The sequence below is a fragment of the Agromyces sp. H17E-10 genome (assembly GCF_022919715.1).
Lineage (GTDB): Bacteria > Actinomycetota > Actinomycetes > Actinomycetales > Microbacteriaceae > Agromyces.
Genome location: NZ_CP095042.1, coordinates 3390261 through 3416453 on the forward strand (window position 1 = coordinate 3390261; position 26193 = coordinate 3416453).

Below are 26193 nucleotides of genomic sequence, written 5' to 3' on the forward strand. Positions count from 1 at the left end.
CGAGCCCCGAGGATGTTCTCGGGGCTCGCTGGCGTTAACGGGTCAGGCGCCGAGCTTGACGATCTGCAGCAGACCCTCGCCCGCCGGCGAGATCGCCGTCGCCACCGCCGACGACGAGGCGAGCTCGGTGATGAGCGTGCGGAACGCGCTCGCCGCCTCGTCGCGCTTGGCGGGGTCGGCGACCCGGCCCTTCCAGAGGGCGCGGGCCACGAGCACGCTGCCGCCGGGCTTCGCGAGCCGCAGCCCGTGCTCGGCGTACTCGATCACCGAGGGAGCGTCGGCGTCGACGAAGACGATGTCGTACGAGCTCTCGTTCATGCGCGGCAGCACGTCGCCGGCACGGCCGGCGATGAGCCGGACGCGCGCAGCGGCGATGCCCGCGTCGGCGAAGTGCTGCCGGGCGTGCTGCTGGTACTCGTTCTCGGTGTCGATCGACGTGAGCATCGCGTGGCGCGCGGTCTGCAGCATCCAGAGGCCCGAGACGCCGAGGCCGGTGCCGACCTCGATGATCGAGCTCGCGCGCGAGGCGGCGGCGATGACGGCGAGCTGGGCGCCCACGGCCGGAGAGACCGGATCGACGCCGAGCTCGAGCGACTGCTGGCGGGCCTTCGCGATCGGCTCGGACTCGACGACCGACTCGTCGACGTACTTCCAGTTCAGGTCGTGTTCGGACACGGTTCAGCTCCCTGGTGGCGGCTCTCTCGACACCCCAGCCTAGGGGCCGTACGCTGTGGCGTTCGCATGCCTCGCCGCCGACTATCCTGTAGGCATGTTCGGTCTGACGTTCGAGAAGCTCCTCATCATCGGGGTGATCGCCGTCTTCCTGCTCGGACCCGAACGTCTGCCGCACTACGCGGCGCAGCTCGGCCGGCTCGTGCGATCGCTGCGCGACATGGCCAACGGGGCGAAAGACCGCATGCGCGAGGAGATGGGCCCCGACTTCGACGACGTCGACTGGAAGAAGCTCGACCCGCGCCAGTACGACCCGCGCCGCATCATCCGCGAGGCGCTCACCGACGCCGACCCGTTCGCCGAGGAGCCCGCTGCGGCTCCCGTCGTCGCCCGTGCGGGCGTGAACGAGAACTCCGCCTACCTGCAGCGCAAGCGCAAGCGCGAGGCACTCGGCGCGGGTGAGCCCGCGCCGTTCGACACCGAGGCCACCTGATCGATCGGGATGCCTCGGCCGAGGCATCCCCGCCGTCAGGAGTTCGACCGACGAGGATGCCTCGCGCCCGCGTCAGGCGCGGCCCACGGCCTTGAGCGCGCGGGCGAGCAGGAGCAGCAGCGGCGCCTGCGCCTCGTACTCGGCAGAGGTGCGCGGCAGCTGCAGGAGGCCCGTCGTCTGCGAGACCGTGACGGGTTCGACGAAGCGCAGCAGGCCCGCCTCGCCGTTGCGGCGTCCGACGCCCGACTGCTTCACGCCGCCCATGGGGGCGGCGACCGAGGCGAACGAGCCCCGGTAGCCCTCGTTGATGTTGACGCTGCCGGCCTCGAGGGCGTCGGCGACGCGCTGTCCGCGCCGGGTCGAGCCGGTGAACACCGCCGCGTTGAGCCCGTACTCGCTCGCGTTCGCGGCGAGCACCGCCTCGTCGTCGCTCCCGACGAGATAGAGCGACGCGATCGCACCGAACGTCTCCTCGGCGTAGACGCGCATGTCGGGGGTGACGCCGGTGAGGATGGTCGGCTCGAACACCCACGGCCCGAGGTCGGGGCGGGCGTTGCCGCCCACGAGCACGGTCGCGCCCTTCTCGACGGCGTCGTCGAGGTGCGCCTGCACGCGGGCGAGCTGGGCGGCGCTCGCGAGCGAGCCGAAGTCGGACCCGAAGCCGAGCGCCGTGCCGAGCTTCGCCGTGCGCAGGCGTTCGACGAGCTCACGCTCGAAGTCGCCGGCGATCTTGCGGTCGACGAAGATGCGCTCGATCGAGACGCACAGCTGGCCCATCGCCGAGAAGCAGGCGTGCGCGGCGTTCGCGGCTGCGCGAGCCGGGTCGGCGTCGTCGAGCACGAGCAGGGCGTTCTTGCCGCCGAGCTCGAGCGAGGCCCCGACCAGGCGCCGGCCGGCCTTCTCGGCGATGCGTCGGCCGGTCGCGGTCGAGCCCGTGAAGCAGATGTAGTCGACGGTGTCGGTGAGCGCCTCGCCGACCTCGGCTGCCTCGCCCGTCACGACGGCCCACAGGGCCTCGGGCACGCCCGCGTCGACGAACGCACGGCGCAGCGCGAGGATCGACAGCGCGCCCTGGTCGTCGGCCTTCTGCACGACGCCGCAGCCGGCGGCGAGCGCCGGCACGACGTCCATCGCGGCGAGGCTGAGCGCGTAGTTCCACGGGGTGATGACGCCGACGACGCCCTTCGGCGCGAAGCGCACGCGCGAGGTCGCGACGGTCGGGATGCCGGAGCGCACGGGGCGCCCGCGCAGCACCCTGCGGGCGGCGATCGCGTTGTAGCGCGTGACCGAGGCCGCCTCGAAGATCTCCTCGAAGCCCTGCCCGCGGGTCTTGCCGCTCTCGAGCTGGATGAGGTCGAGCAGCTCCTCGCGGCGCTCGAGCAGCAGGTCGTGGGCGCGCAGCAGCACGCGGCGCCGCTCGGCGAAGCCGGCGCGGGCCCACGCGAGTTGTGCGAGGCGCGCGCGGTCGACCGCGTCGCGCACGTCGTCGGCGCTCGAGCGGGGCAGTTCGTGCAGGGTCTCGCCCGTCATGGGCGTCGGCACGGCGGCGGTGTCGGAGCCGCTCGCGACGACGTCGTCGACGAGGCTCCGGAACAGATCGGAGGAGGTGGTCTGGGCGGGCATGCGCACAGTCTAGGTCAGATGACCCACTTCGTCGCCGAGTGAGTACACTTCCTCCATGACCGCAGCGGAGCGCTCCCTGTCCCGCGGCGTCGTCGCCCGCTATGCGATCGGTTCGCTCGGCACCGGTGGGTTCGCGACGCTGCCGGGGCTCGTCCTCGTGTACTACCTCACCGACACCCTCGGGGTGAGCGCCCTCGTCGCGGGCCTCGTCGTCACGGCGGCCAAGGTCTGGGACGTCGTGATCGACCCCTGGATCGGCGGTCGCAGCGACCGTGCGCTCGTGCGCACGGGCACGCGCCGCACCTGGATGCTCGTGGGCGCGATCGCGCTGCCGGTCGGCTTCGCGCTCACCTTCGCCGTTCCGGCCGGCGTCGGCCCCGTGGCATCCGGGTTCTGGGTGTTCATCGCGTTCCTCGCGACCGCGACCGCGTTCAGCCTGTTCCAGGTGCCGTACATCGCGCTGCCCGCGGAGCTCACCGCCGACTACGACGAGCGCACGCGCCTGCTGACGTGGCGCGTGGTCGTGCTGACGCTCGCGATCCTGCTGTTCGGTGCGGGCGGGCCCGAGATCCGCAACGCATTCGACGACGAGGCGACCGGCTACCTCGTGATGGCGCTCGTCGCGGGCGTGGTCATCGGGGTGGGCATGCTCATCGCGGCGGGCACCGCGAAGCGGGGGGATGCCGCGGGCGCGGCGCGCGCCGGCACGTCGACACCGTCCGCCTCGACGCCGTCGGGCTCGACCGAGGGCGGCTACCGCGAGGGCTTCGACGCGCTCCGGCGCAGCCGCGCGTTCCGGGTGCTGCTCACGGTGTTCGTGCTGCAGGGGCTCGCGACGGGCCTCATGCTCGCCGGAGCCCAGTTCACCGCGACCTGGGTGCTCCGCTCGGAGGCGGCGGTCACCCTGCTGTTCGTGGCGCTCATCGCGCCCGCGCTCGTGTTCGCACCCCTGTGGGGTCGGCTCGCGCGTCGCATCGGCAAGGAGCGGGGCTTCCGCATCGCGAGCATCGTCTTCGCGGTCGCGACCCTCAGCATGGTCCTGCTCGTCTGGGCACCCGGGCCCTGGGTCTACCTGCCCGTCGCCGTGGCGGGCGCGGCCTACGCGGGCATGCAGTCGCTGCCGATGGCGATGCTGCCCGACGTGATCTCGCACGACGCCCGCGCGACCGGCCGCGACCGCGCCGGCAGCTTCGGCGGCATCTGGACGGCGGGGGAGACGGCCGGCATGGCGCTCGGCGCGACCCTGCTCACGCTCATGCTCGCCGCGACCGGCTACCTCGAGTCGACCGGGTCCGAGACCGTCGACCAGTCGCCCGCGGCCATCGCCGGCATCGCATTGTCGTTCAGCCTCGTGCCCGCCGTGCTCGTCGCGACCAGCGTTCTCGTCCTGCGCCGCTACCCGTTGCGGCGTGGCGACGTGAACGCCGATGCGGACGCCCTCGCGGGCATGGCCGGCACGACCGACCCGACCGGCTCCGCCGGCACCACCGAAGGGATCACCCGATGACCGGTTTCCGCCGCGAGACCTCCGACATCCTGCGCGAGCTCGACGCGCTGCGCGCCGCCGACGCCCCGACGCACGGCGGGCACGTGCTCTCGTACGTGTACGACTCGGGCCTCGACGAACTCGACGAGCTCGCCGGCCGGGCCGCCCGGCGGGTGCAGCCCGTGAACGGGCTCGACCCGACGACCTTCGGTTCGGTCGCCGCGATGGAGCGCGACGTCGTCGGCTTCGCCCGGCGCGTGCTCGGGGGCGCGGATGACGGCGACGGCGCCGATGGCCTCGGCGGGTTCGGGGGAGCGCCCAGCGCCCAGCGCGAGGTCGTCGTCGGCTCGGTGACCTCGGGCGGCACCGAGAGCTGCCTGCTCGCGGTGAAGACCGCGCGCGACGCCTGGCGCGCCGCCAGGATCGGTTCGCCGAGGATGCCCCGCATCGTCGCCCCCGTGACCGTGCACGCGGCATTCCACAAGGCGGCCCACTACTTCGGGCTCGAACTCGACCTCGTGCCCGTCGACCCCGCGACCGGCACGCTCGCGCCGTCGGCGATCGAAGAACGCCTCGGCGACGACGTCGCCCTCGTCGTCGTGAGCGCGCCGTCGTACCCGTTCGCGAGCCTCGACCCCGTGGCCGACGTCGCCGCGATCACCGCGGCCCGCGGCATCTGGCTGCACGTCGACGCGTGCATCGGCGGATTCGCCCTCGCGTTCTGGCCCGACGCCCTCCCCGCCTGGGACTTCTCGGTGCCCGGCGTGACGAGCATCTCGGCCGACCTGCACAAGTACGGCTACGCGCCCAAGGGCGCCTCGGTGCTGCTCACCCGTGGGCGCGACCGGCAGCGTCGCCAGTACTTCGCGACGACGGGCTGGCCGGGCTACCCGGTCGTCAACCCCACGATGACCGGCTCGAAGCCCGCAGGCCCCCTCGCCGCGGCGTGGGCGATCATCGAGGCGCTCGGCACGGAGGGGTTCCGGGATCTCACCGCACAGGCGGCCCGCGCCACCGCGGAGCTGCGCTCGGCGATCGACGGCATCGAGGGCCTGCGCGTGGTGGGGGAGCCGACGGGACCGCTGCTCGCGGTGGCCGCCGACGAGGAGGCTCCGGTCGCCTCGCGCGTCGACCCGCACCACTGGGCCGACGCCGCGCGCTCGGCGGGCTGGCAGCTGCAGCTGCAGCCGGGGCTCGTGCAGTCCGACGGCTCGCGCCTGCCGCACACGACCCACCTCACCGTCACTCCGGTCACCGAGCAGGTGCTGCCGGGGCTCATCGGTGCACTCGTGGCTGCGGCCGACGAGGTCCGCGGCATCCCGCAGATCGACGGGCGAGCCGCGCTCGCCGGCCTCGTCGCGGCACTGCCGGGCGAGTTCGGCGGTGCACTCGCGGCCGGCGACCCCGAGGAGCTCGCCGCGTTCGCCGCGTCGATCGACGCCGACTCGGCAGCGGGCGTGCTCGCCGCCGCGGGGCTCCTCGGCGGGGAGGGCGCACTGCCCGACCAACTCGCGCCCGTGCTGGCGCTCGTCGAGGCCCTGCCGGGGCCGCTCACCGAGCGACTCCTCGTCGAACTGCTCGCCCGTGTCGTGGAGCCGCCGGCCGCCGGTTGAACGCTCGGTGGTCGAGTAGCGACGAAAGAGCTACTCGACCGCCATCGGCCCTCAGCGCACCGAGACGTCGAGGCGGCGACCGGAGAGGTCGCGCGGCATCCCGGCCAGGCGGGCCGCGACCTGCTCGATCGCTCGGGCGGCGGGGTCGTCGGGTGCCGCGACCACGACGGGCACGCCGTCGTCGCCGCCCTGCCGCAGCGCCATGCTGAGCGGCACGCTCGCGAGGAGCGGAACGGGCTCGGGCTGGCCCGTCGAGAGCCGCTCGGCGACGAGTTCGCCGCCGCCCGACCCGAACAGGTCGAGCACCTGCCCGTCGGGCTGCACCAGCCCGGCCATGTTCTCGATGACGCCGACGATGCGCTGACCGGTCTGCCGTGCGACCACGCCCGAGCGTTCGGCCACGTCGGCCGCCGCGGCCTGCGGGGTCGTGACGACGACGACCTCGGCGTTGGGCAGCAACTGCCCGAGCGAGATGGCGATGTCGCCCGTGCCGGGCGGCAGGTCGACGAGCAGCACGTCGAGATCGCCGAAGTAGACGTCGGTGAGGAACTGCGAGAGCGTGCGGTGCAGCATCGGCCCGCGCCAGGCGACCGCCGTCGACGACGCGCGACCGCCCGGCCCCGAAGGCTCGATGAACATGCCGATCGAGATGACCTTCACGCCGTGCGCGACGGGCGGCAGGATCATCTCGTCGACCCGGGTCGGCCGGGCGGCGAGGCCCTCGTCGTCGACGAGCCCGAGCAGCCCCGGGATGGAGAACCCGTGCACGTCGGCGTCGACGAGCCCGACCGAGAGGCCGCGTGCCGCGAGCGCGACCGCGAGGTTGGCCGTGACCGTCGACTTGCCGACACCGCCCTTGCCGCTCGTGACCGCGATCACCTTCGTGAGCGTGCCCGGGCCGAAGGGGTTGCCGCGTGCGGCCCGGCCACCGCGGAGGCGCTCAGTGAGGGCGGCCCGCTGCGCGGGGGTCATGACCGAGAGCTCGACGGATGCGTTGCCGGGGCCGACGACGGACTCGGCGGCCTGCCGCACGTCGCGCTCGATGCGGTCGGAGGCGGGGCATCCCACGATCGTCAGCCGGATGCCGACCTCGACCCGGCCGCTGGCGACCTCGACGACGCGATCGACCATGTCGAGATCGGTGACGGGCTTGCGGATCTCGGGGTCGATGACCGACTCGAGCGCGCGCCGGACGGCGCGCTCGATCGTCGTGACGGCGGGGGCGGCATCCTCGCCGGAAGCGCCGCCGGGCGCGTCGGGAGCGTCAGCCGGCACGCTCGGCCTCCTCGTCGTCGCGCCGGTCGAGCTCCTCGAGCATCGCGCGCAGCTCGGCGCGGATGAACTCCTTCGAGGCCAGGTCCTTCACGGCGAGACGCAGCGCCACGACCTCACGGGCGAGGTACTCGGTGTCGGCGAGGTTGCGCTCGGCGCGCTGCCGGTCCTGCTCGATCTGCACGCGGTCGCGGTCGTCCTGCCGGTTCTGCGCGAGCAGGATGAGCGGGGCCGCGTACGACGCCTGCAGCGAGAGCACGAGCGTGAGGGCGGTGAAGCCGAACGCGAACGAGTCGAAGCGCCACGCCTCGGGGCCGAACGTGTTCCAGGCCATCCAGCCGAGGGCGAACACCGACAGCCCGACGAGGAAGCCGGGCGTGCCCATGGCACGCGCGACCCACTCGGTGAAGCGGCCGAACCGGTCGCTGTCGCCCGAGCCGCGGAACGGGGCGTTGCGGCGGATGCCCTTCGGTGTGTCGAATCGACGGTCTTCCGACTCAGCGCGTGCCATCTGCGCCCCTCCTTCCGTACGGGATGGGGATGCTCCCCGTGGTCAGCTGGGCCCGCGCCGTGCTGCGTTTGGCCAGCTCCTGTTCATCGGGGTGACTTCGCCAGTCATCGGGCAGCAGGTAGTCGAGCACGTCGTCAATCGTCACCACCCCGACGAGTCGATGCTTCTCGTCGACCACCGGCACCGAGACGAGGTCGTAGCTCGCGAGGATGCGGCTGACCTCGGCGGCGGAGGTGTCGGCGGTCACGGGCTCGAGGCCCTGGTCGATGAGGGTGCCGAGCCGCTCGTGCGGCGGGTAGCGCAGCATGCGCTGGAAGTGCACGATGCCGAGGAACCGGCCGGTCGGCGGCTCGTACGGCGGCAGCGTCACGCACACGGCCGCGCCGAGCGCGGGCGGCAGGTCGTGCCGGCGGATGAGCGCGAGCCCCTCGGCGACGGTCGCGTCGGCCGACACGATGATCGGCTCGGTCGTCATGAGTCCGCCCGCGGTGTCGGGGCCGTACGACAGCAGGAACCGCACGTCCTCGGCCTCTTCGGGCTCCATGAGCTCGAGCAGGTGCTCGCCGCGCTCCTCGGGCAGCTGCGCGATGAGGTCGGCCGCATCGTCGGGCTGCATGTGGTCGAGCACGTCGGCGGCGCGATCGTCGCCGAGGCCCGCGAGGATGTCGACCTGGTCGGCCTCGGGCATCTCTTCCAGCACGTCGGCGAGGCGGTCGTCGGGGAGTTCCTCGGCCACCTCCTGGCGGCGCTGCGCGGGCAGGTCGAGCAGCGTGTTGGCGAGGTCGGCGGGCTTCAGCTCGGAGTAGGTGGCGATGAGCTGCTCGGCCGACTGCGCCTCTCCGACGGCGGCGTGCTCGCGCACCTCGCGCCACGTGACGTACGCCGACTGGCCCTTCGAGAACGGCGACGCGCCCTTGGGTCGGCGCACGAAGAGCTGGTCGACCTCCCACTCGCCGGGCTCCTGCTCCTCGATCGCGACGTCTTCGATCGTCGCGGTGCCCGAGCCGTCGTTGAAGCGCACCTTGCGACCGAGCATCTCGGCGATCACGCGCACCTCGCCGCCGCGCTGCTCGAAGCGGCGCAGGTTGATGAGCCCCGTCGTGATGATCTGGCCCCCGCCGATCGAGGTGACGCGTCCGATCGAGACGAACACGCGACGCTTGCCGGGGATCTCGACGATGAGCCCGACCACGCGCGGGGGGTCGCTCTTGCGGTACACGACGAGGACGTCGCGCACCTTGCCCACTCGATCGCCATTGGGGTCGAAGACGGCGCACCCGGCGAGTCGGGCGACGAAGACTCTCGTGGCGCTCACGCTACAAACTTAGCCCCCGGATGCCTCGGGGCGGGCGCCATCCGGACGCGTGACGCCGCATCGTGGGATGATGGCCGGGTGACGAACCAGAGCCCGTTCGGCGGCCGTGCCGGCCGCGAACTCCCGACCATGCCGAAGGGCGAGACGGTCGCGAGCTTCGAGACCTACGCCGAGGCGCAGGCCGCCGTCGACCGGCTGTCGAAGGCCGAGTTCCCCGTGAAGGAGCTCGCGATCATCGGCACCGACCTGGCCACCGTCGAGCGCATCACCGGCAAGCTCACCTGGAGTCGTGCCGCGGGCGCCGGGGCGATCTCGGGCGCGTGGTTCGGACTCTTCCTCGGGCTGCTGTTCTTCATCTTCGCGCCGAGCGGGGCGTCGTTCGGCATCCTCGGCGCGGCCGTGCTCATCGGCGCCGGCTTCGGCATGATCTTCAGCGTCGTCTCGTACTCGGTGAACCGTCGCCGCCGCGACTTCACCTCGAACATCCAGGTGCTCGCGACCCACTACGCGATCATCATCACCGACCCCTCGCACGTCGCGCGGGCGCGCAACCTGCTCGGCACCGCGGGGGAGGCGGCGCCTGCGGCGCCTGCGCCGCCGGCCGCACATTCGACGCCGGCACCGCCCGCGCCGCCGTCGCCGCCTTCGGTGCCGGTGCCGCCGGTCGCCGCTGCGGTCGACGACCGATCTGCGACCGACGCCGGCGACGAGGCATCCGATTCAGCGGCTGCGCAGGGCGACGAACCGCGCGCGCTCACCTACGGCGAGGCGCAGGATGCCGCGCGCCGGGCCGCACGGGAGGCCGAGGCCGCCCGCCGTCGTGGCTCGGAGGGCGACGGCGCCTGAGCCGATTCGGGTCTGAGCCGATTCGGGCCTACCAGGTGGTCGGCTTCTCGGGCGCGTACAGCCAGGTCTGGAAGAAGGCGTCGAGCTGCGTGCCCGACACCTCCTCGGCGAGGGCGGTGAAGTCGGCGGTGGTCGCCGTGCCGCCGCCGAAGCGCTCCACCCACTCCTTCGCGAGCTCGAAGAAGGCGTCGTCGCCGATCTTCACGCGCAGGGCGTGCAGGGTGGCGGCGCCGCGGTCGTAGACGGCGCCCGCGAAGAGCCCGTGCGGCTGCGGGTCGGCGACCACGAGGCTCCAGAACTCGTCATCGGCGGGCGTCGACATCACCTCATCGAAGTTCGTTTGCGCGGTGGCCCGGCCCTGCTCCTCGCTCCACATCCACGAGGCGTAGCTCGCCCAGCCTTCGTTGAGCCAGATGTCGGCCCAGCGCCCGGGGCTGACCTGATCGCCCATCCATTGGTGGGCGAGCTCGTGCGCCGCCGTCCCCTCGCTCGCCCGTCGCGAGAAGAACGAACGCGTCTGCGTCTCGAGCGCGTAGCCGACCGAGTCGTCGTCGACGATCGCGCCGTAGGCGACGAACGGGTAGGGCCCGAAGCGGTCCTCGAAGAACGCGATCATCTCCGGAGCGAGGGCGAGCGACGCCGATGCGGATGCGGGCAGTGCCGGGTCGACGGCGTCGATGATCTCGAGCCCGTCGGGCGTCGTGTAACGGTTGAGGGTGTAGTCGCCGACACTCGCGGTCGCGAGGTACGCCGCCATCTGGTCGGGCGCATGCCAGGTCCACGTCGTGCGTCCATCGTTCGTCGACTGGTCGGCCAGCGTGCCGTTGGCGACCGCGACGAGCCCGTCGGGGACGGTGATCTCGAAGTCGTAGCTCGCCTTGTCGCTCGGGTGATCGCTCACGGGGAACCAGGTGGCCGCTCCGTCGGGCTCGGAGACGACCATCGCGCCGTCGCGCGTCGTCACCCAGCCGTAGAGTTCGTCGTCGATGTCTCGGGGTTGCGTCGTGGTGCCGCCGTACTCGACGACGACCTGTGAGCCCTGCCCGGCCTTCAGCTTCGGTCGTGGGGTGATGACGAGCTCGTTCTCGGTCTGCGTGAACGCCATCGGCTTGCCGCCGACCGTGACGCGATGCACGGTGAGCCCCCGCAGGTCGAGGTTGAAGCGATCGAGGTCCTGCGTGGCGCGCAGGTCGATCGTCGCGACGCCGTCGAGCTGCCCTTCGAGTGGAGCGGGTTCGGGTGCGGGCGGCGTGTAGTCGAGGTCGAGGTCGATGTGCTGCAGGTCGATGCCGCCGTTGCCGGCGAGCGGGAAGTACGGGTCGCCGGCCCCATCGGCGCCGGCGCTGTACCGTGGCTGGCCGGGCTTGCCGGGCGCCGCCGTGGCGACCGCGGGAGCGGCGACGACCGCGAGCGCGAGGCCGGCGGCACTGAGGGCGGCGAGCATGGTGCGACGGTGCGACATGGGGTCCTCCAGCACGTGGGTGCGATCGGCTTCGTGCCGACCCTAGCGCGGCCCCGAAGCGACCCGCCAGACCCGGCGGGCTCCCAGACTCGCGATATATCGTGTCGCACATGGCCACCGGACGAGACGCCCAGCGGACCGCGCTCGAAGCCGAACTCGCTCACGAGATCGCCGAGGCGGAGCATCCCGACCGCCCGGTCAGGCGGGTGCTCCGGCGGCTGCGGCAGGCGATCGGTCGCCGCCCCGGCCTGCTGCGCGCCTACCGGGTGCTCGTCGGGGTGCTCGGCGGAACCATCGCCGTCGGCGGTCTGCTGCTCGTGCCGCTGCCCGGTCCGGGCTGGCTCGTCGTGTTCCTCGGGCTCGCGATCCTCGGCACCGAGTTCGCCTGGGCGAAGCGCCTCGCGGCGTTCACCAAGCGGCAGCTCGCCCGGTTCTGGGACTGGTGGCGCGCGCGGCGTGCGGCTCGTACCACCGCCTGAGTCCGCGCCCGCGACGGGTCAGCGCCCGGCGCCGCGCACCCACGCCTCGACGTCGTCGGCCGTGCGCGGGATGCGCACCGACAGGTTCTCGGCGCCGTCGGCGGTGACGAGGATGTCGTCCTCGATTCGCACGCCGATGCCGCGGAACTCCTCGGGCACGGTGAGGTCGTCGGGCTGGAAGTAGAGGCCCGGCTCGATCGTGAAGATCATGCCCGCCTCGACGACGCCGTCCATGTAGAGCCCGCGTCGGGCCTGCGCGCAGTCGTGCACGTCGAGACCCAGGTGGTGGCTCGTGCCGTGCACCATGTAGCGGCGGTGGAACTGGTTGTCGGGCTCGAGCGACTCCTCGGCCGACACCGGCAGGAAGCCCCACTCGGCGGTCTTGCGGGCGATCACCTGCATCGCGGCCGCGTGCACCTCGCGGAAGACGATGCCGGGTCGCACGATGGCGAACGCCGCGTCGGCCGCTTCGAGCACGGCCTCGTAGACCTGGCGCTGCACGGGGGAGAAGGTGCCGTTCACGGGGAAGGTGCGCGTGATGTCGGCCGTGTAGTACGTGTCGAGCTCGACGCCCGCGTCGAGCAGCACCAGGTCGCCCGGCACGACGGCGCCGTCGTTGCGGGTCCAGTGCAGGATCGTCGCGTGCGGGCCGGCGGCGGCGATCGAACCGTAGCCGACGTCGTTGCCCTCGAGGCGGGCGCGGGTCGCGAAGACTCCCTCGATCACGCGCTCGCCCCGCACCTCGGAGGTGATGCGGGGAAGTTCGGCGAGCACTTCGCCGAACCCGCGTTCGGTCGCGTCGATCGCTGCGCGCATCTCGGCGATCTCGAAGTCATCCTTCACGAGGCGGAGCTCGCTGACGGCACGAGCGAGTTCGCCGTCGGGCTCGTGCTCGTCGCCGATCTCGAGCGAGAACGCGGCGTCCTGCGCGTTCTCGCTGAGCACGCGCTCGGCCGCGTAGCGGATGCGGGCGTGGTCGACGCGCTCGGTGAGGGACGCGTCGGCCTCGCGCACGACGAGCGTCGCCGTGTCGACCGCGTCGATGACGGCGTCGAACTCGCGGATGTCGCGGGTCGCGACCGCCAGGTCGGCGGCGACGTGCGCGAGCGAGGGACGCGGGCCGATCCAGAACTCGCCGATCGCGGCGTTCGCGTAGAACTCCTCGGAGTCGCGGCCCGCGCGCTCGCGGAAGTAGACGGTCGCGTCGTGACCCGTGTCGCCGGTCGGCTCGAGCACGAGCACGGCGCCGGGCTCGGAGTCGGAGCCCCAGCCGGTGAGGTGCGCGAACGCGGAGTGGGCGCGGAAGGGATACTCGGTGTCGTTGGCGCGCTGCTTCATGTCACCCGCGGGGATGATGAGCCGCTGGCCGGGGAACTCGGCCGAGACCCGAGCTCGCCGTGCCGCGGCGTAGGCGGCCTGCGGGCGAGCGGCGGGCAGCGTCTCGTCGCGATCGGCCCAGCCGCTCGAGATGAAGGACTTGAAACCCTCAGAGCCCGGCGTCGTCGACCGGTTCGCGTTGCGCCCGGCCTCGTCGCCGGAGGGGTTCGCCGCGGCCGCGGTCTCGGTGGTGGAGGTGTCGCTCGAGTTCGCCATGGCTCCATTCTCGCACCGGCGCGCCGATGGGTTTCGAGACGCGTGCTCCTGCGTCGCGCGCTCCTCAACCCGCCGAGGCGCGGCGCAGGGTCGCGACGATCGGGCGATGGTCGCTGCCCGCGTCGTCGAGCGACTCGACGACACGGAAGCCCTCGACCGTCCACCCCGGGGTCGCGAGCACGTGGTCGATCGGGCTGCCGAGCAGCGGCGGCAGGTCGGTGGGCCACGTGCCGACGGCGGCCGAGCGCGCCTGCACCGCGGCATCCCGGCAGAGCCCGAGATCGCCGCCGTCGACGCCGCGCCAGGCGAAGTGGTCGACCGTCGCGTTGAAGTCGCCGGCCATGATCGTGTTCTCGCGCGAGCACTGCTCGGCGAGCCAGTCGAGGTCGCTGCGCCAGTTGCGCAGCTCCCACCGGATCGGGGCGACCGCATGCACCGCGACGATGCGCGGTCCGTCGCCCGACGTCGGGTCGGCGACGACGCTCGGCAGCGTGTTCGTGTTGCCCGGCGGGCCGGGGTAGTCGGCCGAGACGACCTCGTAGTCGCCGAGGTCGGGGCTGATGAGCAGCGTCGTCGATCGCGCTTTCGCGATGTCGTCGTACGCCTGCGTGTGCACCCACATGGGCGACCCGCCCTCGCGCATCGCGACGGCCACGTCCTCGCCGAGGGAGTCCGTCGTCTCGGGCAGCACGACGACGTCGGCCCCCTCGTCGAGCGCGAGCCCGGCGATGGTGGCCGCGTCGGGCACTTCGCCGAGCGTGTTCCACGAGACCACCGTGACCGTGTCGGGCGTCGCCTCGGCCGCGGCATCCGGTGCCGTCGTCTCTGCGCCCCGCACCGCGAGCACCGCGACGTTGCCCGCGGCGAAGAGGGCGAGCACGGTCGCCATGGCGAGCGCGAAGCGGCGCGGCCGACGCGGGATGGCGAGCAGGCAGAACAGCACCGCCGCGACCGTCCCGCCGATGGCCGCGACGCCGCGGAGCGCGACGACGTGGGCGGCGATCCACTGGTTCTGCAGGCCGAACGCCTGCGGCCAGACGAGCATGGCGGCGATGGCGGCCGTGCCGATGACCACGACCCATCCGAGGATGCGGGGGAGCATTCCACCAACCCTACGGGTCCGCCGCCACCCGCTTCTGGGAGGCCACCGTGAGCGCCCCCCTCGATACGATGGGGGGATGTCGCGAGCCCCCGTCGCGATCGGCGAGGCCGATCTGCACACCCATTCGGTGGTGTCCGACGGCACCGAGTCGCCCGCGGAGCTCATGCGGCAGGCCGCCGCGATCGGACTCCCGGCCGTCGCGCTCACCGACCACGACTCCACGAGCGGGTGGGCCGAGGCCGCCGCGGCCGTGCCCGAGACGGGCGTCGCGCTCATCCCGGGCATGGAGTTCTCGACGCGCGAGGGATTCACGAGCGTGCACGTGCTCGGCTATCTCGTCGACCCGCTCGACGAGGCCCTCCTGGCCGAGACGGCCCGTATCCGCGAGTCGCGGCTCACCCGCGCCGAGGCGATCGTGCGCCGCATCGGCCGCGACTACGAGCTCAGCTGGGACGACGTGCTCGCCCAGACCGCAGAGGGCGCCACCATCGGCCGGCCGCACATCGCCGATGCGCTCGTCGCGCGCGGGCATGCGCCGACGCGCTCGGCCGCGTTCGACGGCATCCTGCACCCGCGTTCCGGGTACTCGCAGCCGCACTACGCGCCCGACCCGTTGACCGGCGTACGGCTCATCCGCGCCGCCGGCGGGGTTCCGGTGCTCGCGCACCCCGGCGCGCGGGGCATCGAGCACGTCGTGCCGCCCGCGCGTCTCGCGAAGCTCGTCGACGCCGGACTGTTCGGGCTCGAGATCGAGCATCCCGAGAACCGCCCAGAGGCGAAACCGCGGCTCCGCGAGCTCGCGGCCGAGTTCGGGCTCGAGATCACCGGGTCGAGCGACTACCACGGTTCGGGAAAGCCGAACCGGCTGGGAGAGTGCCGCACGCCCGCCGACGTCGTCGCGCGGCTCGTCGCCGAGGGGCGCGGGGCGCAACCCGTGCTGCCGCCCGCCTAGCGCGGCCGGTGCTCCCGCCCGCTTAGCGCGAGCCGCTCGGATGCGACGAGCGCGCCGCACCGGTCGACGACCAGGTGCCGGCGCGCTCGAGCGACCGGTGGGATTCGGGGTCAGGCCTGCGGCGCCGCGGGAGCGGTGGTCTGCCCGCCGCCCGAGCCGCCGCTGCGACGGCGACGACGGCGACGCGGTGCCGGCTTGCCGTCGTGGTGCTCGTGACCCTTGCCGTCGTGCGTGCCGGTTCCGGGGGCCTTCGACGCGACGTCGTCGGTCGACTCCGCGGACGACGCGGTCTCGGCGGAGTCGCCGGTCGCGGCATCCGTGCCGGTGGGCTTGCCGTTGCGGGTGCGGCGACGGCTGCGGTTGCGCGGTGCGCGCTCGGCGTCGCCCTCGCTGCGGCCGGCCGTCGACGAACGCGTCGCGCTCGCAGCGGGGGCCGCCGGCTTCAGCCGGCCCTTCGTGCCCTCGGGGATGTCGAGGTCGGTGTAGAGGTGCGGGCTCGACGAATAGGTCTCGGTCGGCTCGGGCTGGCCGAACTCGAGGGCGCGGTTGATGAGCGCCCACTTGTGCAGGTCGTCCCAGTCGACGAACGTCACCGCGATGCCGGTCTTGCCCGCGCGACCAGTGCGGCCCGCGCGGTGCAGGTACGTCTTCTCGTCGTCGGGGATCGTGTGGTTGATGACGTGGGTCACGTCGTCGACGTCGATGCCGCGGGCGGCGACGTCGGTCGCGATGAGCACGTCCTTCTTGCCGGCCTTGAACGCGGCCATGGCGCGCTCGCGCTGGTCCTGGTTCAGGTCGCCGTGCACCGCAGCGGCGTTGAAGCCGCGGTCGTTGAGCTCCTCGACGAGCTTCGCCGCGGCGCGCTTCGTCCGCGTGAAGATGACCGTCTTGCCACGGCCGTCGGCCTGCAGGATGCGCGCGATCACCTCGTCCTTGTCGAGCGAGTGCGCCCGGTAGATGAGGTGCTTGATGTTCGCCTGCGTGAGTCCCTCGTCGGGGTCGTTCGCGCGGATGTGGATCGGCTTCGACATGAAGCGACGGGCGAGCGCCACGATCGGGCCGGGCATCGTCGCCGAGAAGAGCATGGTGTGCCGCACCGCGGGAACCTTCGAGAAGATCTTCTCGATGTCGGCGAGGAAGCCGAGGTCGAGCATCTTGTCGGCCTCGTCGAGCACGACCTCGCGCACGTCGGCGAGCGAGAGGATGCGCTGGTTCGCGAGGTCGATGAGCCGGCCCGGCGTGCCCACGACGATCTGCGCGCCGGCCTTGAGCTGCTCGATCTGGCCCTCGTACGCCTTGCCGCCGTAGATCGAGACGATCTTGGTGGGCCGGTTCGAGGTGGCGAGCTCGAGGTCTTCGGTCACCTGCACCGCGAGTTCGCGCGTCGGCACGACGACGAGCGCCTTGACGCCGTGCTCGGGGTCGTCGCCGAGACGCTGGATGAGCGGCAGGCCGAACCCGAAGGTCTTGCCCGTGCCGGTCTTGGCCTGGCCGATGATGTCCTGCCCGGTGAGGGCGAGGGGGATGGTCTGCTCCTGGATGGGGAAGGCATCGACGATGCCCTTGCCCGCGAGCGCGTCGACGATGTCGGACGCGATGCCGAGGTCGGTGAATGTGGTCAAAGATCTGCCTGTCGGTCGTGCTTCGAGAGTGAAGGTCGTGAGGTGCGCCTCGACTCAATCCCGGGCGCACGGCCGCGGATCCAGCGTCCGCATGCCCCTCCACCCTATCCGAGACTGCCTGTGAGCCTCGGATAGGCTGTGCTCGTGGTGTTCTGGTCCAACCGGCGCGGTGCGCGTCAAGAGCTTCCGCGGCTGCGTCCGCGGGTCGCGCCGACCGAGGTCGCGAAGGTCGACTTCACCGAACTCGTGCCCGACCCGGTGCCGTTCCTCGGCCAGGCCGCGTACATCCAGCTCGAGTTCTTCGAGAGCCTCTCGAAGGCCGTGATCGGTGCCACCTCGATGCACTCGAAGGAGCGGCTGAGTGCCGCGGCCGGCATTGCACTGCGCAAGCACCACGAGCTCATCGCCGAGCTCCGACGGCTCGGCGTCGAGCCCGACGAGGTCATGGCCCCGTTCGCGCCGGCCACCGACCGCCTCGGCCAGGCCACGGCGGGTGCCGACCAGTACGAGCTCATGCTCGGCATCCACGTGACGTCGGGCATGCTCGACGACTACTTCGCGCGCCTCGCCGAGGGGCTGCCGGCCGACCTGCGAACGCGGGTGCGATCGATCCTCGCCGCCGGCGGCATCGGCGAAGTGCTCGACGCCGAACTGCGGGCCGCGATCGAGTCGCAGCCCGGGCTCGCCGACCGGCTCGCCCTGTGGGGGCGCAGCATCGTCGGCGACACGCTGCTCATCGCGCGCTCGGCACTGCGCGGATCCGAGCCGGCCGAGCGCGCCGGCGATCGTGTCGAGCCGGTGTTCACCGAGCTCATCGCCGAGCACACGCGTCGCATGGACGCGCTCGGCCTCACGGCCTGAGCGACGTCGCCGAACTGCCCGGGATGCCCCGGGGCCGGCGCGTCAGGCCTTGCCGAGGCCGTGTCGCGAGAGGTGCTCGAACCGCGCCGCATCCGCCTTCTCGCGGCCGGGGCCGACCAGCCACGCCGACAGGGCCGAGGCGACCGCCGAAGCGCCGAGCGAGGCGACCCAGATCCAGCCGCCGTCCCACGCCCAGCCGAGCCACGTGAGCGCGACCCAGACCACCGCGGCGACGCCGGCGCCGATCGCGGGCACGAGCACGACGCCGCGCAGCTTGCGCAGCGGGAAGAGGAAGTGCGCCGCGATGCCGAGGATGGCGCCGCCGAGGGTGACGAAGAGGAGTTCCATGCTCAGGCGACGAACCCGACGCGGCGCGACTCCTCCGAGCCGATCTCGACGTACGCGAGCGCCGCGGCCGGCACGACGTAGACGGTGCCCTTGTCGTCGGCGAGCTTCAGCAGCGCGGACTGCCCGGCGAGCGCCGCGGCGACCGCCTGCTCGACCTCTGCGGCCGACTGCGAGGTCTCGAACCCGAGTTCACGGGGGGAGTTCTGGATGCCGATGCGAACGTCCACGGTACGCCTTTCTGCTCTTGCTGAAACCCTACACATCGGGGGCACGCGAGCCGTTCGCGTTCACTGTCGGCGGAACCGGTTAACGTTGCCGACATGCAGGGCACCCGAACCGCTCCAGAGCTCGTCCGACGACTCGCCGGCGGCGGGCACGCGGCGGTGTTCGGCGCGCCCGGCAGCGGCAAGACGACGCTCGCGATCGAGCTCGTCGCCGACCACGTCGAGCACGAGGGCGGCACGACCGACGAGGTGCTCGTGGTGTCGGCGACGCGCACGGCGGCGACCTCGCTGCGCGATGCGCTCGCCGTGCGCCTGGGGCTCACGACGCGCGGCCCCCTCGCGCGCACCGCGAACTCGATCGCGTTCGAGCTGGTTCGCGCGTACACGGGCCGGCCCGTGACCCTCCTCACGGGCGCCGAGCACGACCACATCATCGGCGAGCTGCTCGAGGGCGGCGTGCGCGACGGGTTCGGCCCGGCCTGGCCCGATCCGCTCACGGCAGAGGTGCGGGCGCTGCGCGGATTCCGCACCGAGCTCCGCGATCTCATGATGCGCGCCGTCGAGCACGGCGTCGACGCCGAGACCCTCGCCCGCCTCGGCGAGCGGTGCGATCGCCCCGAATGGGTGGCCGCCGCCGCGTTCCTCGCCGAGTACGACGAGGTCAAGGCCCAGTTGCGCCCCACCCAGTACGACTCGGCCGAACTCGCCGCGTTCGCGGCGGCGATCGTGCGCCGCAGCACGGTAGAGGCCGAGGCCGTCGAGGCGCTCGGGCGGCTCGCGGCGCTGCGGCTCGTCGTGGTCGACGACGCGCAGGAGGCGACGGAGGCGACGGCCGCGCTCCTCGGGGCGTTCGCCGCGCGCGGGGTGAAGGTCGTCGCGATCGGCGACCCCGACGTGGCGAGCAACGGCTTCCGCGGCGGGCGGCCCGAGCTGCTCGGCGCGCTCTCGGGGGTGCTCGACGGTGCCACGGTCGACCGCCACGTGCTGCCCGTGGTGCACCGTGGCGGCGCCGAGCTCCGCGCCGTCGTGCAGTCGGCGACGGCGCACATCGGCACCGCTCTGGGCGGGGCTCATCGTGCGGTCGGGGTCGAGCCGGCCGAGCACGACGCGGCGCGGGGCGCCGACCGCGATCGGCCCGCCCTGCTGCCGGTGATCGGCCTCGAGGCGCCGTCGCACGCGGCCGAGTGCCGAGCGGTGTCGGCGCTGCTGCGCGAGCGCCACCTGCTCGACGGGGTGCCGTGGTCGAAGATGGCCGTGGTGCTGCGGTCGGGCGGCGACGTGCCCGCGTTCGAGCGCGGGCTCGCACTGGCCGACGTCCCCACCGCCGGCAGCGCCGCGCGCACGGCCCTGCGCGACGCTCCGGCTGCGGCCGCGCTCCTGTCGGCGGCGTCGCTCGTGCTCGATCGCGAACCGCTCACCTCCGACCTCGCCGTCTCGTTGCTCACGGGTCCGATCGGGCGCCTCGACGCCGTCGGGCTGCGGCGGCTGCGTCTCGCCCTGCGCCACGAGGAGCTCGCGAACGGGGGCGACCGAACGGGCGACGAGCTGCTCGTCGAGGCGCTTGCCGCCCCGGGCGGGTTCGACTCGATCGACGCGGCACCGGCACGCCGAGCGGCGCGACTCGCGAAACTGCTCGCCGCGGCCCGCTCAGAGGCCGACCGCGGCTGCACCGTCGAAGAACTCCTCTGGTCGCTGTGGGAGTCGAGTGCGCTCGCCGCTGAATGGGGCGCGCAGGCGTCGGGTACCGGCGTGCTCGCCGACGAGGCGAACCGGTCGCTCGACGCGGCCGTCGCGCTGTTCGCGGCGGCGCAGCGGTTCGTCGAGCGAGAACCCGACGCGCCCGCCCTGCGGTTCGTCGACGAGGTGCTCGCGAGCGAACTGCCCGAAGACTCGCTCGCCCCGCAGCGCACCGCCGAGTCGGTCGTCGTCACGACGCCACCCGCCCTCATCGGCCGTTCATTCGACGTGGTCGTCGTCGCGGGGCTCCAAGAGGGGGTCTGGCCGAACCTGCGACCACGCGGCACGCTGCTGCACGCGGGGCTGCTCGCGCGCACCGCGACGGCGCTGCGAGCGGGCGCGCCGACGCCGACGGTCGAGACGGTCGCCGAGGCGCGCACGTCGGTGCGCAGCGACGAGCTGCGGCTGTTCGCACTCGCCGCCTCCCGCGCCGAGCGGCAGCTCGTACTCAGCTGCACCGCGAACGACGACGAACAGCCCTCCATGCTCATGGGCTACGCGCCCGACCGGGTGCGGGCGCCCCGGGTGCGACCGCTCCACCTCCGCGGACTCGTCGGCGCGCTTCGCCGCGAGACCGTGGCGTCGCCGACGGGCGAGGCGCCCGCCGCGCTCGCGCTGCTCGCCGAGGAGGGGGTGCCCGGCGCGCATCCCGACGACTGGTACGGGCTCGCCGAGCCCTCGACCACGGCGCCGCTCGTCGACCTCGACGGCGACCCCGAGGCGGTCGTCGCGGTCTCGCCGTCGCAGATCGACCGGGTCGAGGAGTCGCCGCTCGGCTGGTTCATCGACCACGTCGCGTCACCGCCGTCCGGCATCGCCGCGTCGATCGGCACGATCGTGCACGCGGTCGTCGAAGCGGCCGGCAACGACCCCGAGGGCGACACGAGCGTCGAGACCCTCTGGGCGGCAGTGTCGGCCCGGCTCGACGAGCTGCGGTTCGAGGCGGGCTGGGTGGCCGAGCGCGAGCGCCGGGGGGCGCGCACGATGACCGAGGGAGCCGCCGACTATCTCGCGAACTTCGCCGATGACGGCAAGGTGCTGCTCGGGGCGGAGGGCCGTTTCACGCTCGAGCTCGACCGGGTGCGCATCACCGGCACGATCGACCGCGTCGAGGTCTCGCCCGACGGCACGACCGTGATCGTCGACCTGAAGACGGGGCGCACACCCCCGACCGCCGCGCAGACCGCGGCGCATCCGCAGCTCGCCGCGTACCAGCTCGCGGCGAGGTCGGGCGCGGTTCCGGGCGGCGGCACGCTGGGCGGCGCGAAGCTCGTCTACGTGGCCAGACCCGCCTCCGGTCGCGGGTATACCGAACGCGCACAGCAGCCGTTCGACGACGAGGCCGAGGCGGCGTTCCGCGAGCGGCTCGCCGAGGTCGCACGCACGATGGCGGCCGCCGGCTTCGACGGACCGGCCGAGCTCGGCTTCGGGTCGCCGTTCGGGGCCTGGCAGTACCGCGTGCACCTCATCCCGGCGGTGTCGGCATGAGCGGCACCCCCGCCGGCGGCGCGCTGAGCGCGCTCGACATCGCCTCCCGGCTCGGCCTGCACGCGCCGACTCCCGAGCAACGGGCGGTCATCGAGGCCGAACCCGCCGGGCAGAGCCTGGTCGTCGCGGGCGCCGGCAGCGGCAAGACCGAGACGATGGCGAACCGCGTCGTCTGGCTGCTCGCGAACGGCCATGTCCAGGTGCCCGAGGTGCTCGGACTCACGTTCACCCGCAAGGCGGCGGGTGAACTGGCCGAACGCGTCCGCGATCGGGTCGCACAGCTCGTCGGCGAGGGCATCGCCGAGGTCGAGCTCGACCCGCTCGAGTCCGCTGCGGTCGGCACCTACAACGCCTTCGCGAGTGCGATCTACCGCGAGCACGCCATGCTCATCGGTCGTGAGCCCGACGCCTCCGTGCTGGGCGAGGCGTCCGCGTGGCAGCTCGCGCGATCGGTCGCCCAGGCCTCGGCCGATCCGCGGCTCGTCGAGCTCGACGCCTCGCTCGACCGCGTCACCGGGGCGGTGCTCGGCCTCAGCCGGGCGCTCGCCGAGAACGTCGCCGACAGCCGCGACGTCCGCGCGATGGTGCGCGACTTCCTGCAGATGGAGGGGCTGCCGATCGAGGCGCCGCGCAAGCGCACCGACTTCGCCTCCTTCGTCGACGCGCTCGGCGTCGTCGGCGCACTGCCGCCGCTGCTCGAACTGGCCGACGCCTACGCCGCGGCGAAGCAGCAGCGAGGCTTCGTCGAGTTCTCCGACCAGGTCTCGCTCGCGCTCGCGATCTGCGAACGGCACCCCGAGGTCGCCGCGGCACACCGCGAGCGCTATCGCACCGTGCTGCTCGACGAGTACCAGGACACGAGCGTCGTGCAGACGCGGCTCCTCTCGGCGCTCTTCGCCGACCACCCCGTGATGGCCGTCGGCGACCCCGACCAGTCGATCTACGGATGGCGTGGCGCGAGCGCGGCCAATCTCGCACGGTTCGGGCGCGACTTCGCGAGCGACGGCTCGGCCGCCGTGTACGACCTGTCCACGAGCTGGCGCAACCCGCGCATCGTGCTCGACGCCGCGAACGTGCTCATCGCCCCGCTCGACGCCGGCATCCCGAAGGCGCCGCTCGCCGCGTCGCCGTTCGCCGGTCCCGGGCGCCTCGAGGTGGCATGGGCGGAGACCATCGAGGCGGAGGCGGCTCGCGTCGCCGACTGGTTCGCGACCCGTCTCTCGCGCGCCGGAGACCGGCCGAGCGGTGCGCTGCTGTGCCGGACGTTCGCGAACGCCGAGGTGTTCACCGAGGCGCTGCGCGCCCGCGGCGTGCCCGTGCACGTGCTCGGCATGGCGGGCCTGCTCGACCAGCCTGTGATCGCCGACCTCGTGTGCGTGCTGCGGGTGCTGCACGATCCCTCAGCCGGCTCCGAGCTCGTGCGTGTGCTCGGCGGGGCACGGTGGAACGTCGGCGCCGCCGACCTCGACGCGCTGCGCGGACTCGCCCGGTGGCTCGCCGACCGCGACCTCGCCATGCGGCGGCTCGGCGACGACGTGCGCCGTGGCCTTCGCGGATCGATCGCCGTCGACGAGTCGCCGTCGATCGTCGACGCACTCGACTTCCTGCTCACCGCTCCCGACGACCACTCGGCGCTCCGGGCGTTCAGCGCGGTCGGCCTCGCGCGGATGCGACGAGCGGGTGCCCAGCTCCAGTCGCTGCGGCGCCGCGCCGGCCTCGGCCTCATCGACTTCGTCAGCCTCGTGCAGCAGGAACTCCTCCTCGACGTCGAGGTCGCGGCCAACGCCGCGCAGCCGCTCGGCGTGCCGAGCCTCGAGGCCTTCGACGAGCTGCTCATCGGCTTCGTCGAGATGGCCGAGCACCCGACCCTCGGCGCGTTCCTCGCCTGGCTGACCGAGGCCGAGCAGCGCGACCGGCTCGCCCCCAGGCAGGACGAGCCCGAACCCGGCGCCGTCCAGGTGCTCTCGATCCACGGGTCGAAGGGGCTCGAGTGGGACCTCGTGGCCATCCCGCGCATGGTGGAGGCCGAGATCCCCTCGAAGCCCCGTTCGACGAAGGGGTGGCTGTCGTTCGGCGAGCTGCCGAACGAGTTCAGGGGCGACCACGACGAGTTGCCCGAGCTGCAGTGGCGCGGGGTGCAGAGCCAGGCCGAGTTCGACGAGGCGGTCACCGCGTTCGCCGACGAGAACCGCGAACGCCACGCCGAAGAGGAGCGGCGCCTCGCCTACGTCGCGGTCACCCGGGCGAAGACCGAGCTGCTGCTCACGGGCTCGTGGTGGTCGACGCAGAAGGCGCCGCGTCAGCCGAGCCCGTTCCTGCGCGAACTCGCGGTCGCGGGGGTGATCCCGGCCGACGCGCTGCCCACGGCCCCCGCCGACGACGAGAACCCGCGAACCGGCACCGGCGAACGCCTGCGGTGGCCGCTCGACGGCCTGGGCCGCCGGCGCCGGGCGGTCGAGGCCGCCGCCGAGTCGGTCCGGCTCGCCGCCGCGCGACCGAGCGGTCAGGGCATCGGACCACGGCTCGCCGACGAGCTCCGCCTGCTGCTCGAGGAACGTCGGCGCCGGCATGAGCCCGAGGCGGCGCCCGAGATCCCCGTTCGCGTGCCGGCATCGCGGTTCAAGGACTACGTCGACGACCCCCTCGCGGTCGCCGCGACGCTCCGGCGGCCGATGCCGCAACGACCGTTCCGGGCGACGCGCATCGGCACCCTGTTCCACGAGTGGGTCGAGCGGCGCTCGACCGACGAGGCCGACGGCTTCGTCGCAGCGGGGCTCGACGAGCTCGACGCCCTCTGGCTCGAGCACGACGACGACCCCGCCGAGATCCTGGTCGCCGACGACCCCCGGGCCGAGGCCGGTGGAGACCGCCTGCGCACACTGCAGGAGCGCTTCGCCGCCTCCGAGTGGGGTGACCGCAAGCCGGCCGCCGTCGAGCTCGAACTGCACCTACCGCTGGGCGAGAACGTGTTCGTCTGCAAGCTCGACGCCGTCTACGACGTCGACCCGGCCTCCGAGCTCGGTTCCCGGGGCATCACCGTGCAGGTCGTCGACTGGAAGACCGGCAAGGCACCGCGCGACGCTCGCGACCTCGAGCTCAAGCAGACCCAGCTCGCGCTGTACCGGCTCGCGTACGCGAAATGGGCCGGCATCGACGCCGCGACGGTCGACGCGGTGTTCTACTTCGTCGAGGACGACCGGGTGATCCGGCCGGACGCGATCTACGACGAGGCGGCGTTGCGCCGGGCGTGGTCGTCGGCGTCGTCTCCCGAGTCGGCGCGGGCCTGATCGTCGCCGTCGCTTGACGACGTCGCGCCGCGGTCGTCGACCGACGCGGTGCCGGCCGTTTCGCCGTTGTCGACCCCCGACGCGGCCCCGGGTGCGGCATCCCCCCAGTCGGTGAGGTCGAGCGGGATCGGCGCCGTCGCGTCCATCGGCGCGCCCCCGTCGCGCAGCGCGGAGAAGTCGTAGCTGTCGGTCAGCATCGCGCCGCTGCGGTCGGCGGGCAGGTGGTCGTGCGGGGTCTCGTCGAGCATGCGCTCGACGTCGCCGACCGCGAGGATCGGTCCGGTCTCGGGCGACAGCGATTCGCTCGACCGATCGTGCACGCTCTCGACGAGCCCGTCGAGCAGTCCGACGGCGTCGTCGATGACCTCCTGGTCTCGTTCGTCGACGCCGTGCAGCAGCCAGCGGGCGAGTTCGAGCTCACCGTAGAGCAGCGCGCGCTGCGGGAGATGCGCATCGGCGCCGCCCTCGCGCGCGGCGATGTACGCGCCGAGCGCCCGCTCGGCCGCCGCGCCGCGAGACGTGAGCAACCAGTGCAGGTCGCGGGCGGGGTCGCCCTCGGCGAGGCCCGACCAGCCGAGCACGCCCGTCACGGTCTCGCCGTCGTTGAGGATGACGTCGGCCGCGAGTCCGCCGTGCACCACGGTCGGCCGGAACCGCCAGAGCGTGTCGTCGTCGGTCGCCTCCTCCCATCGGCGCAGCAGCGCCGCCGGCAGATGCCCCGTGTCGGACGCACGGCTGACGAGGGCGACGACCGATTCGCGGGCGGCGTCGGCCGATTGGCGGGGGAGTCCGGCGTCGCCGACGAATCCGGCCGGGAGCGAGTGCACGGCCGCGATCGAGAGTCCGACCGACTCGGCGAGCCGGTCGTGCGCGGTCAGCTCGTCGGCGGTCGAGACGCCGCCCTCGATGAAGTCCGTGACGACGGCGCGGGTGCCGTCGACGGGGGCCTGGCCGACGAAGGTCGGCACGGCGAACGGCAACCGGCTGCGGATGCCGGGCGTCAGTGCGCGCAGCGCGACGAGGTCGGCCGACTGCTCGGACTCGGCGGACTGCGAGCGCGGTACGCGGATGATCAGGTGGCGGCCGTCGGTGGTGCGGAACTCGACGGCGTCGAACGCGCCGTGGCTGCGCCGGGTGTGCGCGCGAGCGGCGTTGACCTCGAGTCCGGGCACCGCCGCCGTGGCCAACGCGGCTAGAGTGAGAGGAG

General features: G+C 73.1%; 21 protein-coding genes. 9 read left to right on the forward strand and 12 right to left on the reverse strand.

Features of this window, described 5'->3' with window-relative positions:
• Window positions 1-42: 42 nt before the first annotated feature.
• Window positions 43-675 (reverse strand): O-methyltransferase, encoded by a 633-nt coding sequence (locus MUN74_RS15430; RefSeq protein WP_244853372.1) that lies wholly within the window; start codon window positions 673-675, stop codon window positions 43-45.
• A gap of 94 nt (window positions 676-769) precedes the next feature.
• Here MUN74_RS15430 and MUN74_RS15435 point away from each other — a divergent pair, with 94 nt between their 5' ends.
• On the forward strand, window positions 770-1165 hold the full coding sequence (locus tag MUN74_RS15435; RefSeq protein ID WP_244853374.1) for a sec-independent translocase: 396 nt from the start codon (window positions 770-772) through the stop codon (window positions 1163-1165).
• 72 nt (window positions 1166-1237) lie between these two features.
• On the opposite strand, the gene MUN74_RS15440 is transcribed toward MUN74_RS15435, so the two are convergent.
• Complete coding sequence (locus tag MUN74_RS15440) at window positions 1238-2788, reverse strand: succinic semialdehyde dehydrogenase (RefSeq protein ID WP_244853375.1); 1551 nt, start codon at window positions 2786-2788, stop codon at window positions 1238-1240.
• A 55-nt stretch (window positions 2789-2843) separates the two neighbouring features.
• On the opposite strand from MUN74_RS15440, the gene MUN74_RS15445 reads away from it, so the two are divergent.
• Both MUN74_RS15445 and MUN74_RS15450 read left to right on the forward strand, forming a co-directional pair.
• Window positions 2844-4295 carry an MFS transporter gene (locus tag MUN74_RS15445; RefSeq protein ID WP_244853377.1) on the forward strand — a complete coding sequence of 484 codons (1452 nt, stop codon included), beginning with the start codon at window positions 2844-2846 and terminating at the stop codon, window positions 4293-4295.
• Window positions 4292-5887 carry a pyridoxal phosphate-dependent decarboxylase family protein gene (locus tag MUN74_RS15450; RefSeq protein WP_244853378.1) on the forward strand — a complete coding sequence of 532 codons (1596 nt, stop codon included), beginning with the start codon at window positions 4292-4294 and terminating at the stop codon, window positions 5885-5887. The genes MUN74_RS15445 and MUN74_RS15450 overlap by 4 nt, the downstream gene beginning before the upstream one ends.
• A 51-nt stretch (window positions 5888-5938) precedes the next feature.
• Here MUN74_RS15450 and MUN74_RS15455 read toward each other — a convergent pair whose 3' ends face one another.
• Genes MUN74_RS15455 through MUN74_RS15465 form a run of 3 tightly spaced genes read right to left on the reverse strand, consistent with a single transcriptional unit; the run spans window position 5939 to window position 8985 of the window.
• Window positions 5939-7093, reverse strand: coding sequence for an Mrp/NBP35 family ATP-binding protein (locus MUN74_RS15455; RefSeq protein WP_244856480.1), 1155 nt, complete (start codon window positions 7091-7093; stop codon window positions 5939-5941).
• Window positions 7094-7151: 58 nt separating this feature from the next.
• Entirely contained in the window at window positions 7152-7670 is a 519-nt protein-coding gene (locus MUN74_RS15460) for a DUF1003 domain-containing protein (protein WP_244853380.1), read from the reverse strand.
• On the reverse strand, window positions 7657-8985 hold the full coding sequence (locus MUN74_RS15465; protein ID WP_244853381.1) for a magnesium transporter MgtE N-terminal domain-containing protein: 1329 nt from the start codon (window positions 8983-8985) through the stop codon (window positions 7657-7659). The genes MUN74_RS15460 and MUN74_RS15465 overlap by 14 nt, the downstream gene beginning before the upstream one ends.
• A gap of 78 nt (window positions 8986-9063) precedes the next feature.
• On the opposite strand from MUN74_RS15465, the gene MUN74_RS15470 reads away from it, so the two are divergent.
• Complete coding sequence (locus MUN74_RS15470; RefSeq protein WP_244853383.1) at window positions 9064-9831, forward strand: YflT domain-containing protein; 768 nt, start codon at window positions 9064-9066, stop codon at window positions 9829-9831.
• 28 nt (window positions 9832-9859) lie between these two features.
• Here MUN74_RS15470 and MUN74_RS15475 read toward each other — a convergent pair whose 3' ends face one another.
• Window positions 9860-11293 (reverse strand): M1 family metallopeptidase, encoded by a 1434-nt coding sequence (locus MUN74_RS15475; protein WP_244853385.1) that lies wholly within the window; start codon window positions 11291-11293, stop codon window positions 9860-9862.
• Window positions 11294-11403: 110 nt separating this feature from the next.
• Between MUN74_RS15475 and MUN74_RS15480 the strand changes: the two genes are divergently transcribed.
• Complete coding sequence (locus tag MUN74_RS15480) at window positions 11404-11772, forward strand: TIGR02611 family protein (protein WP_244853387.1); 369 nt, start codon at window positions 11404-11406, stop codon at window positions 11770-11772.
• A gap of 18 nt (window positions 11773-11790) precedes the next feature.
• Here MUN74_RS15480 and MUN74_RS15485 read toward each other — a convergent pair whose 3' ends face one another.
• The gene (locus MUN74_RS15485; RefSeq protein WP_244853389.1) at window positions 11791-13365 is read right to left on the reverse strand and encodes an aminopeptidase P family protein; all 1575 of its coding nucleotides are present in this window, start codon (window positions 13363-13365) and stop codon (window positions 11791-11793) included.
• A gap of 64 nt (window positions 13366-13429) precedes the next feature.
• Window positions 13430-14467 carry an endonuclease/exonuclease/phosphatase family protein gene (locus MUN74_RS15490; protein ID WP_244853390.1) on the reverse strand — a complete coding sequence of 346 codons (1038 nt, stop codon included), beginning with the start codon at window positions 14465-14467 and terminating at the stop codon, window positions 13430-13432.
• 76 nt (window positions 14468-14543) lie between these two features.
• Between MUN74_RS15490 and MUN74_RS15495 the strand changes: the two genes are divergently transcribed.
• Window positions 14544-15419, forward strand: a complete 876-nt coding sequence (locus MUN74_RS15495; RefSeq protein ID WP_244853392.1) for a PHP domain-containing protein — start codon at window positions 14544-14546, stop codon at window positions 15417-15419.
• A gap of 110 nt (window positions 15420-15529) precedes the next feature.
• Here the strand turns inward: MUN74_RS15495 and MUN74_RS15500 are convergent, their stop codons facing one another.
• Window positions 15530-17041 carry a DEAD/DEAH box helicase gene (locus MUN74_RS15500; protein WP_244853394.1) on the reverse strand — a complete coding sequence of 504 codons (1512 nt, stop codon included), beginning with the start codon at window positions 17039-17041 and terminating at the stop codon, window positions 15530-15532.
• 144 nt (window positions 17042-17185) lie between these two features.
• Between MUN74_RS15500 and MUN74_RS15505 the strand changes: the two genes are divergently transcribed.
• Window positions 17186-17902 carry a ferritin-like fold-containing protein gene (locus MUN74_RS15505; protein WP_244853396.1) on the forward strand — a complete coding sequence of 239 codons (717 nt, stop codon included), beginning with the start codon at window positions 17186-17188 and terminating at the stop codon, window positions 17900-17902.
• A 42-nt stretch (window positions 17903-17944) separates the two neighbouring features.
• Here MUN74_RS15505 and MUN74_RS15510 read toward each other — a convergent pair whose 3' ends face one another.
• Together MUN74_RS15510 and MUN74_RS15515 are read right to left on the reverse strand one after the other, a co-directional pair.
• Window positions 17945-18250 carry a hypothetical protein gene (locus MUN74_RS15510; protein ID WP_244853398.1) on the reverse strand — a complete coding sequence of 102 codons (306 nt, stop codon included), beginning with the start codon at window positions 18248-18250 and terminating at the stop codon, window positions 17945-17947.
• Window positions 18251-18252: 2 nt separating this feature from the next.
• Window positions 18253-18477, reverse strand: a complete 225-nt coding sequence (locus MUN74_RS15515; RefSeq protein WP_244853400.1) for a DUF3107 domain-containing protein — start codon at window positions 18475-18477, stop codon at window positions 18253-18255.
• A 93-nt stretch (window positions 18478-18570) separates the two neighbouring features.
• Between MUN74_RS15515 and MUN74_RS15520 the strand changes: the two genes are divergently transcribed.
• Window positions 18571-21699 (forward strand): UrvD/REP family ATP-dependent DNA helicase, encoded by a 3129-nt coding sequence (locus MUN74_RS15520; protein WP_244853402.1) that lies wholly within the window; start codon window positions 18571-18573, stop codon window positions 21697-21699.
• Entirely contained in the window at window positions 21696-24986 is a 3291-nt protein-coding gene (locus MUN74_RS15525; protein WP_244853404.1) for an ATP-dependent DNA helicase, read from the forward strand. Before MUN74_RS15520 ends, MUN74_RS15525 begins: the two co-directional genes overlap by 4 nt.
• Here MUN74_RS15525 and MUN74_RS15530 read toward each other — a convergent pair.
• Window positions 24920-26173 (reverse strand): phosphotransferase, encoded by a 1254-nt coding sequence (locus MUN74_RS15530; RefSeq protein WP_244853406.1) that lies wholly within the window; start codon window positions 26171-26173, stop codon window positions 24920-24922. The genes MUN74_RS15525 and MUN74_RS15530 overlap by 67 nt on opposite strands.
• Window positions 26174-26193: the final 20 nt, after the last annotated feature.

Coding starts and splice junctions, on each gene's coding strand:
- MUN74_RS15475 (WP_244853385.1), bottom strand. CDS start 11,293: ATGTCGCACCGTCGCACCATGCTCGCCGCCCTCAGTGCCGCCGGCCTC.
- MUN74_RS15480 (WP_244853387.1), top strand. CDS start 11,404: ATGGCCACCGGACGAGACGCCCAGCGGACCGCGCTCGAAGCCGAACTC.
- MUN74_RS15510 (WP_244853398.1), bottom strand. CDS start 18,250: ATGGAACTCCTCTTCGTCACCCTCGGCGGCGCCATCCTCGGCATCGCG.
- MUN74_RS15490 (WP_244853390.1), bottom strand. CDS start 14,467: ATGCTCCCCCGCATCCTCGGATGGGTCGTGGTCATCGGCACGGCCGCC.
- MUN74_RS15525 (WP_244853404.1), top strand. CDS start 21,696: ATGAGCGGCACCCCCGCCGGCGGCGCGCTGAGCGCGCTCGACATCGCC.
- MUN74_RS15445 (WP_244853377.1), top strand. CDS start 2,844: ATGACCGCAGCGGAGCGCTCCCTGTCCCGCGGCGTCGTCGCCCGCTAT.
- MUN74_RS15435 (WP_244853374.1), top strand. CDS start 770: ATGTTCGGTCTGACGTTCGAGAAGCTCCTCATCATCGGGGTGATCGCC.
- MUN74_RS15495 (WP_244853392.1), top strand. CDS start 14,544: ATGTCGCGAGCCCCCGTCGCGATCGGCGAGGCCGATCTGCACACCCAT.
- MUN74_RS15440 (WP_244853375.1), bottom strand. CDS start 2,788: ATGCCCGCCCAGACCACCTCCTCCGATCTGTTCCGGAGCCTCGTCGAC.
- MUN74_RS15485 (WP_244853389.1), bottom strand. CDS start 13,365: ATGGCGAACTCGAGCGACACCTCCACCACCGAGACCGCGGCCGCGGCG.
- MUN74_RS15520 (WP_244853402.1), top strand. CDS start 18,571: ATGCAGGGCACCCGAACCGCTCCAGAGCTCGTCCGACGACTCGCCGGC.
- MUN74_RS15450 (WP_244853378.1), top strand. CDS start 4,292: ATGACCGGTTTCCGCCGCGAGACCTCCGACATCCTGCGCGAGCTCGAC.
- MUN74_RS15460 (WP_244853380.1), bottom strand. CDS start 7,670: ATGGCACGCGCTGAGTCGGAAGACCGTCGATTCGACACACCGAAGGGC.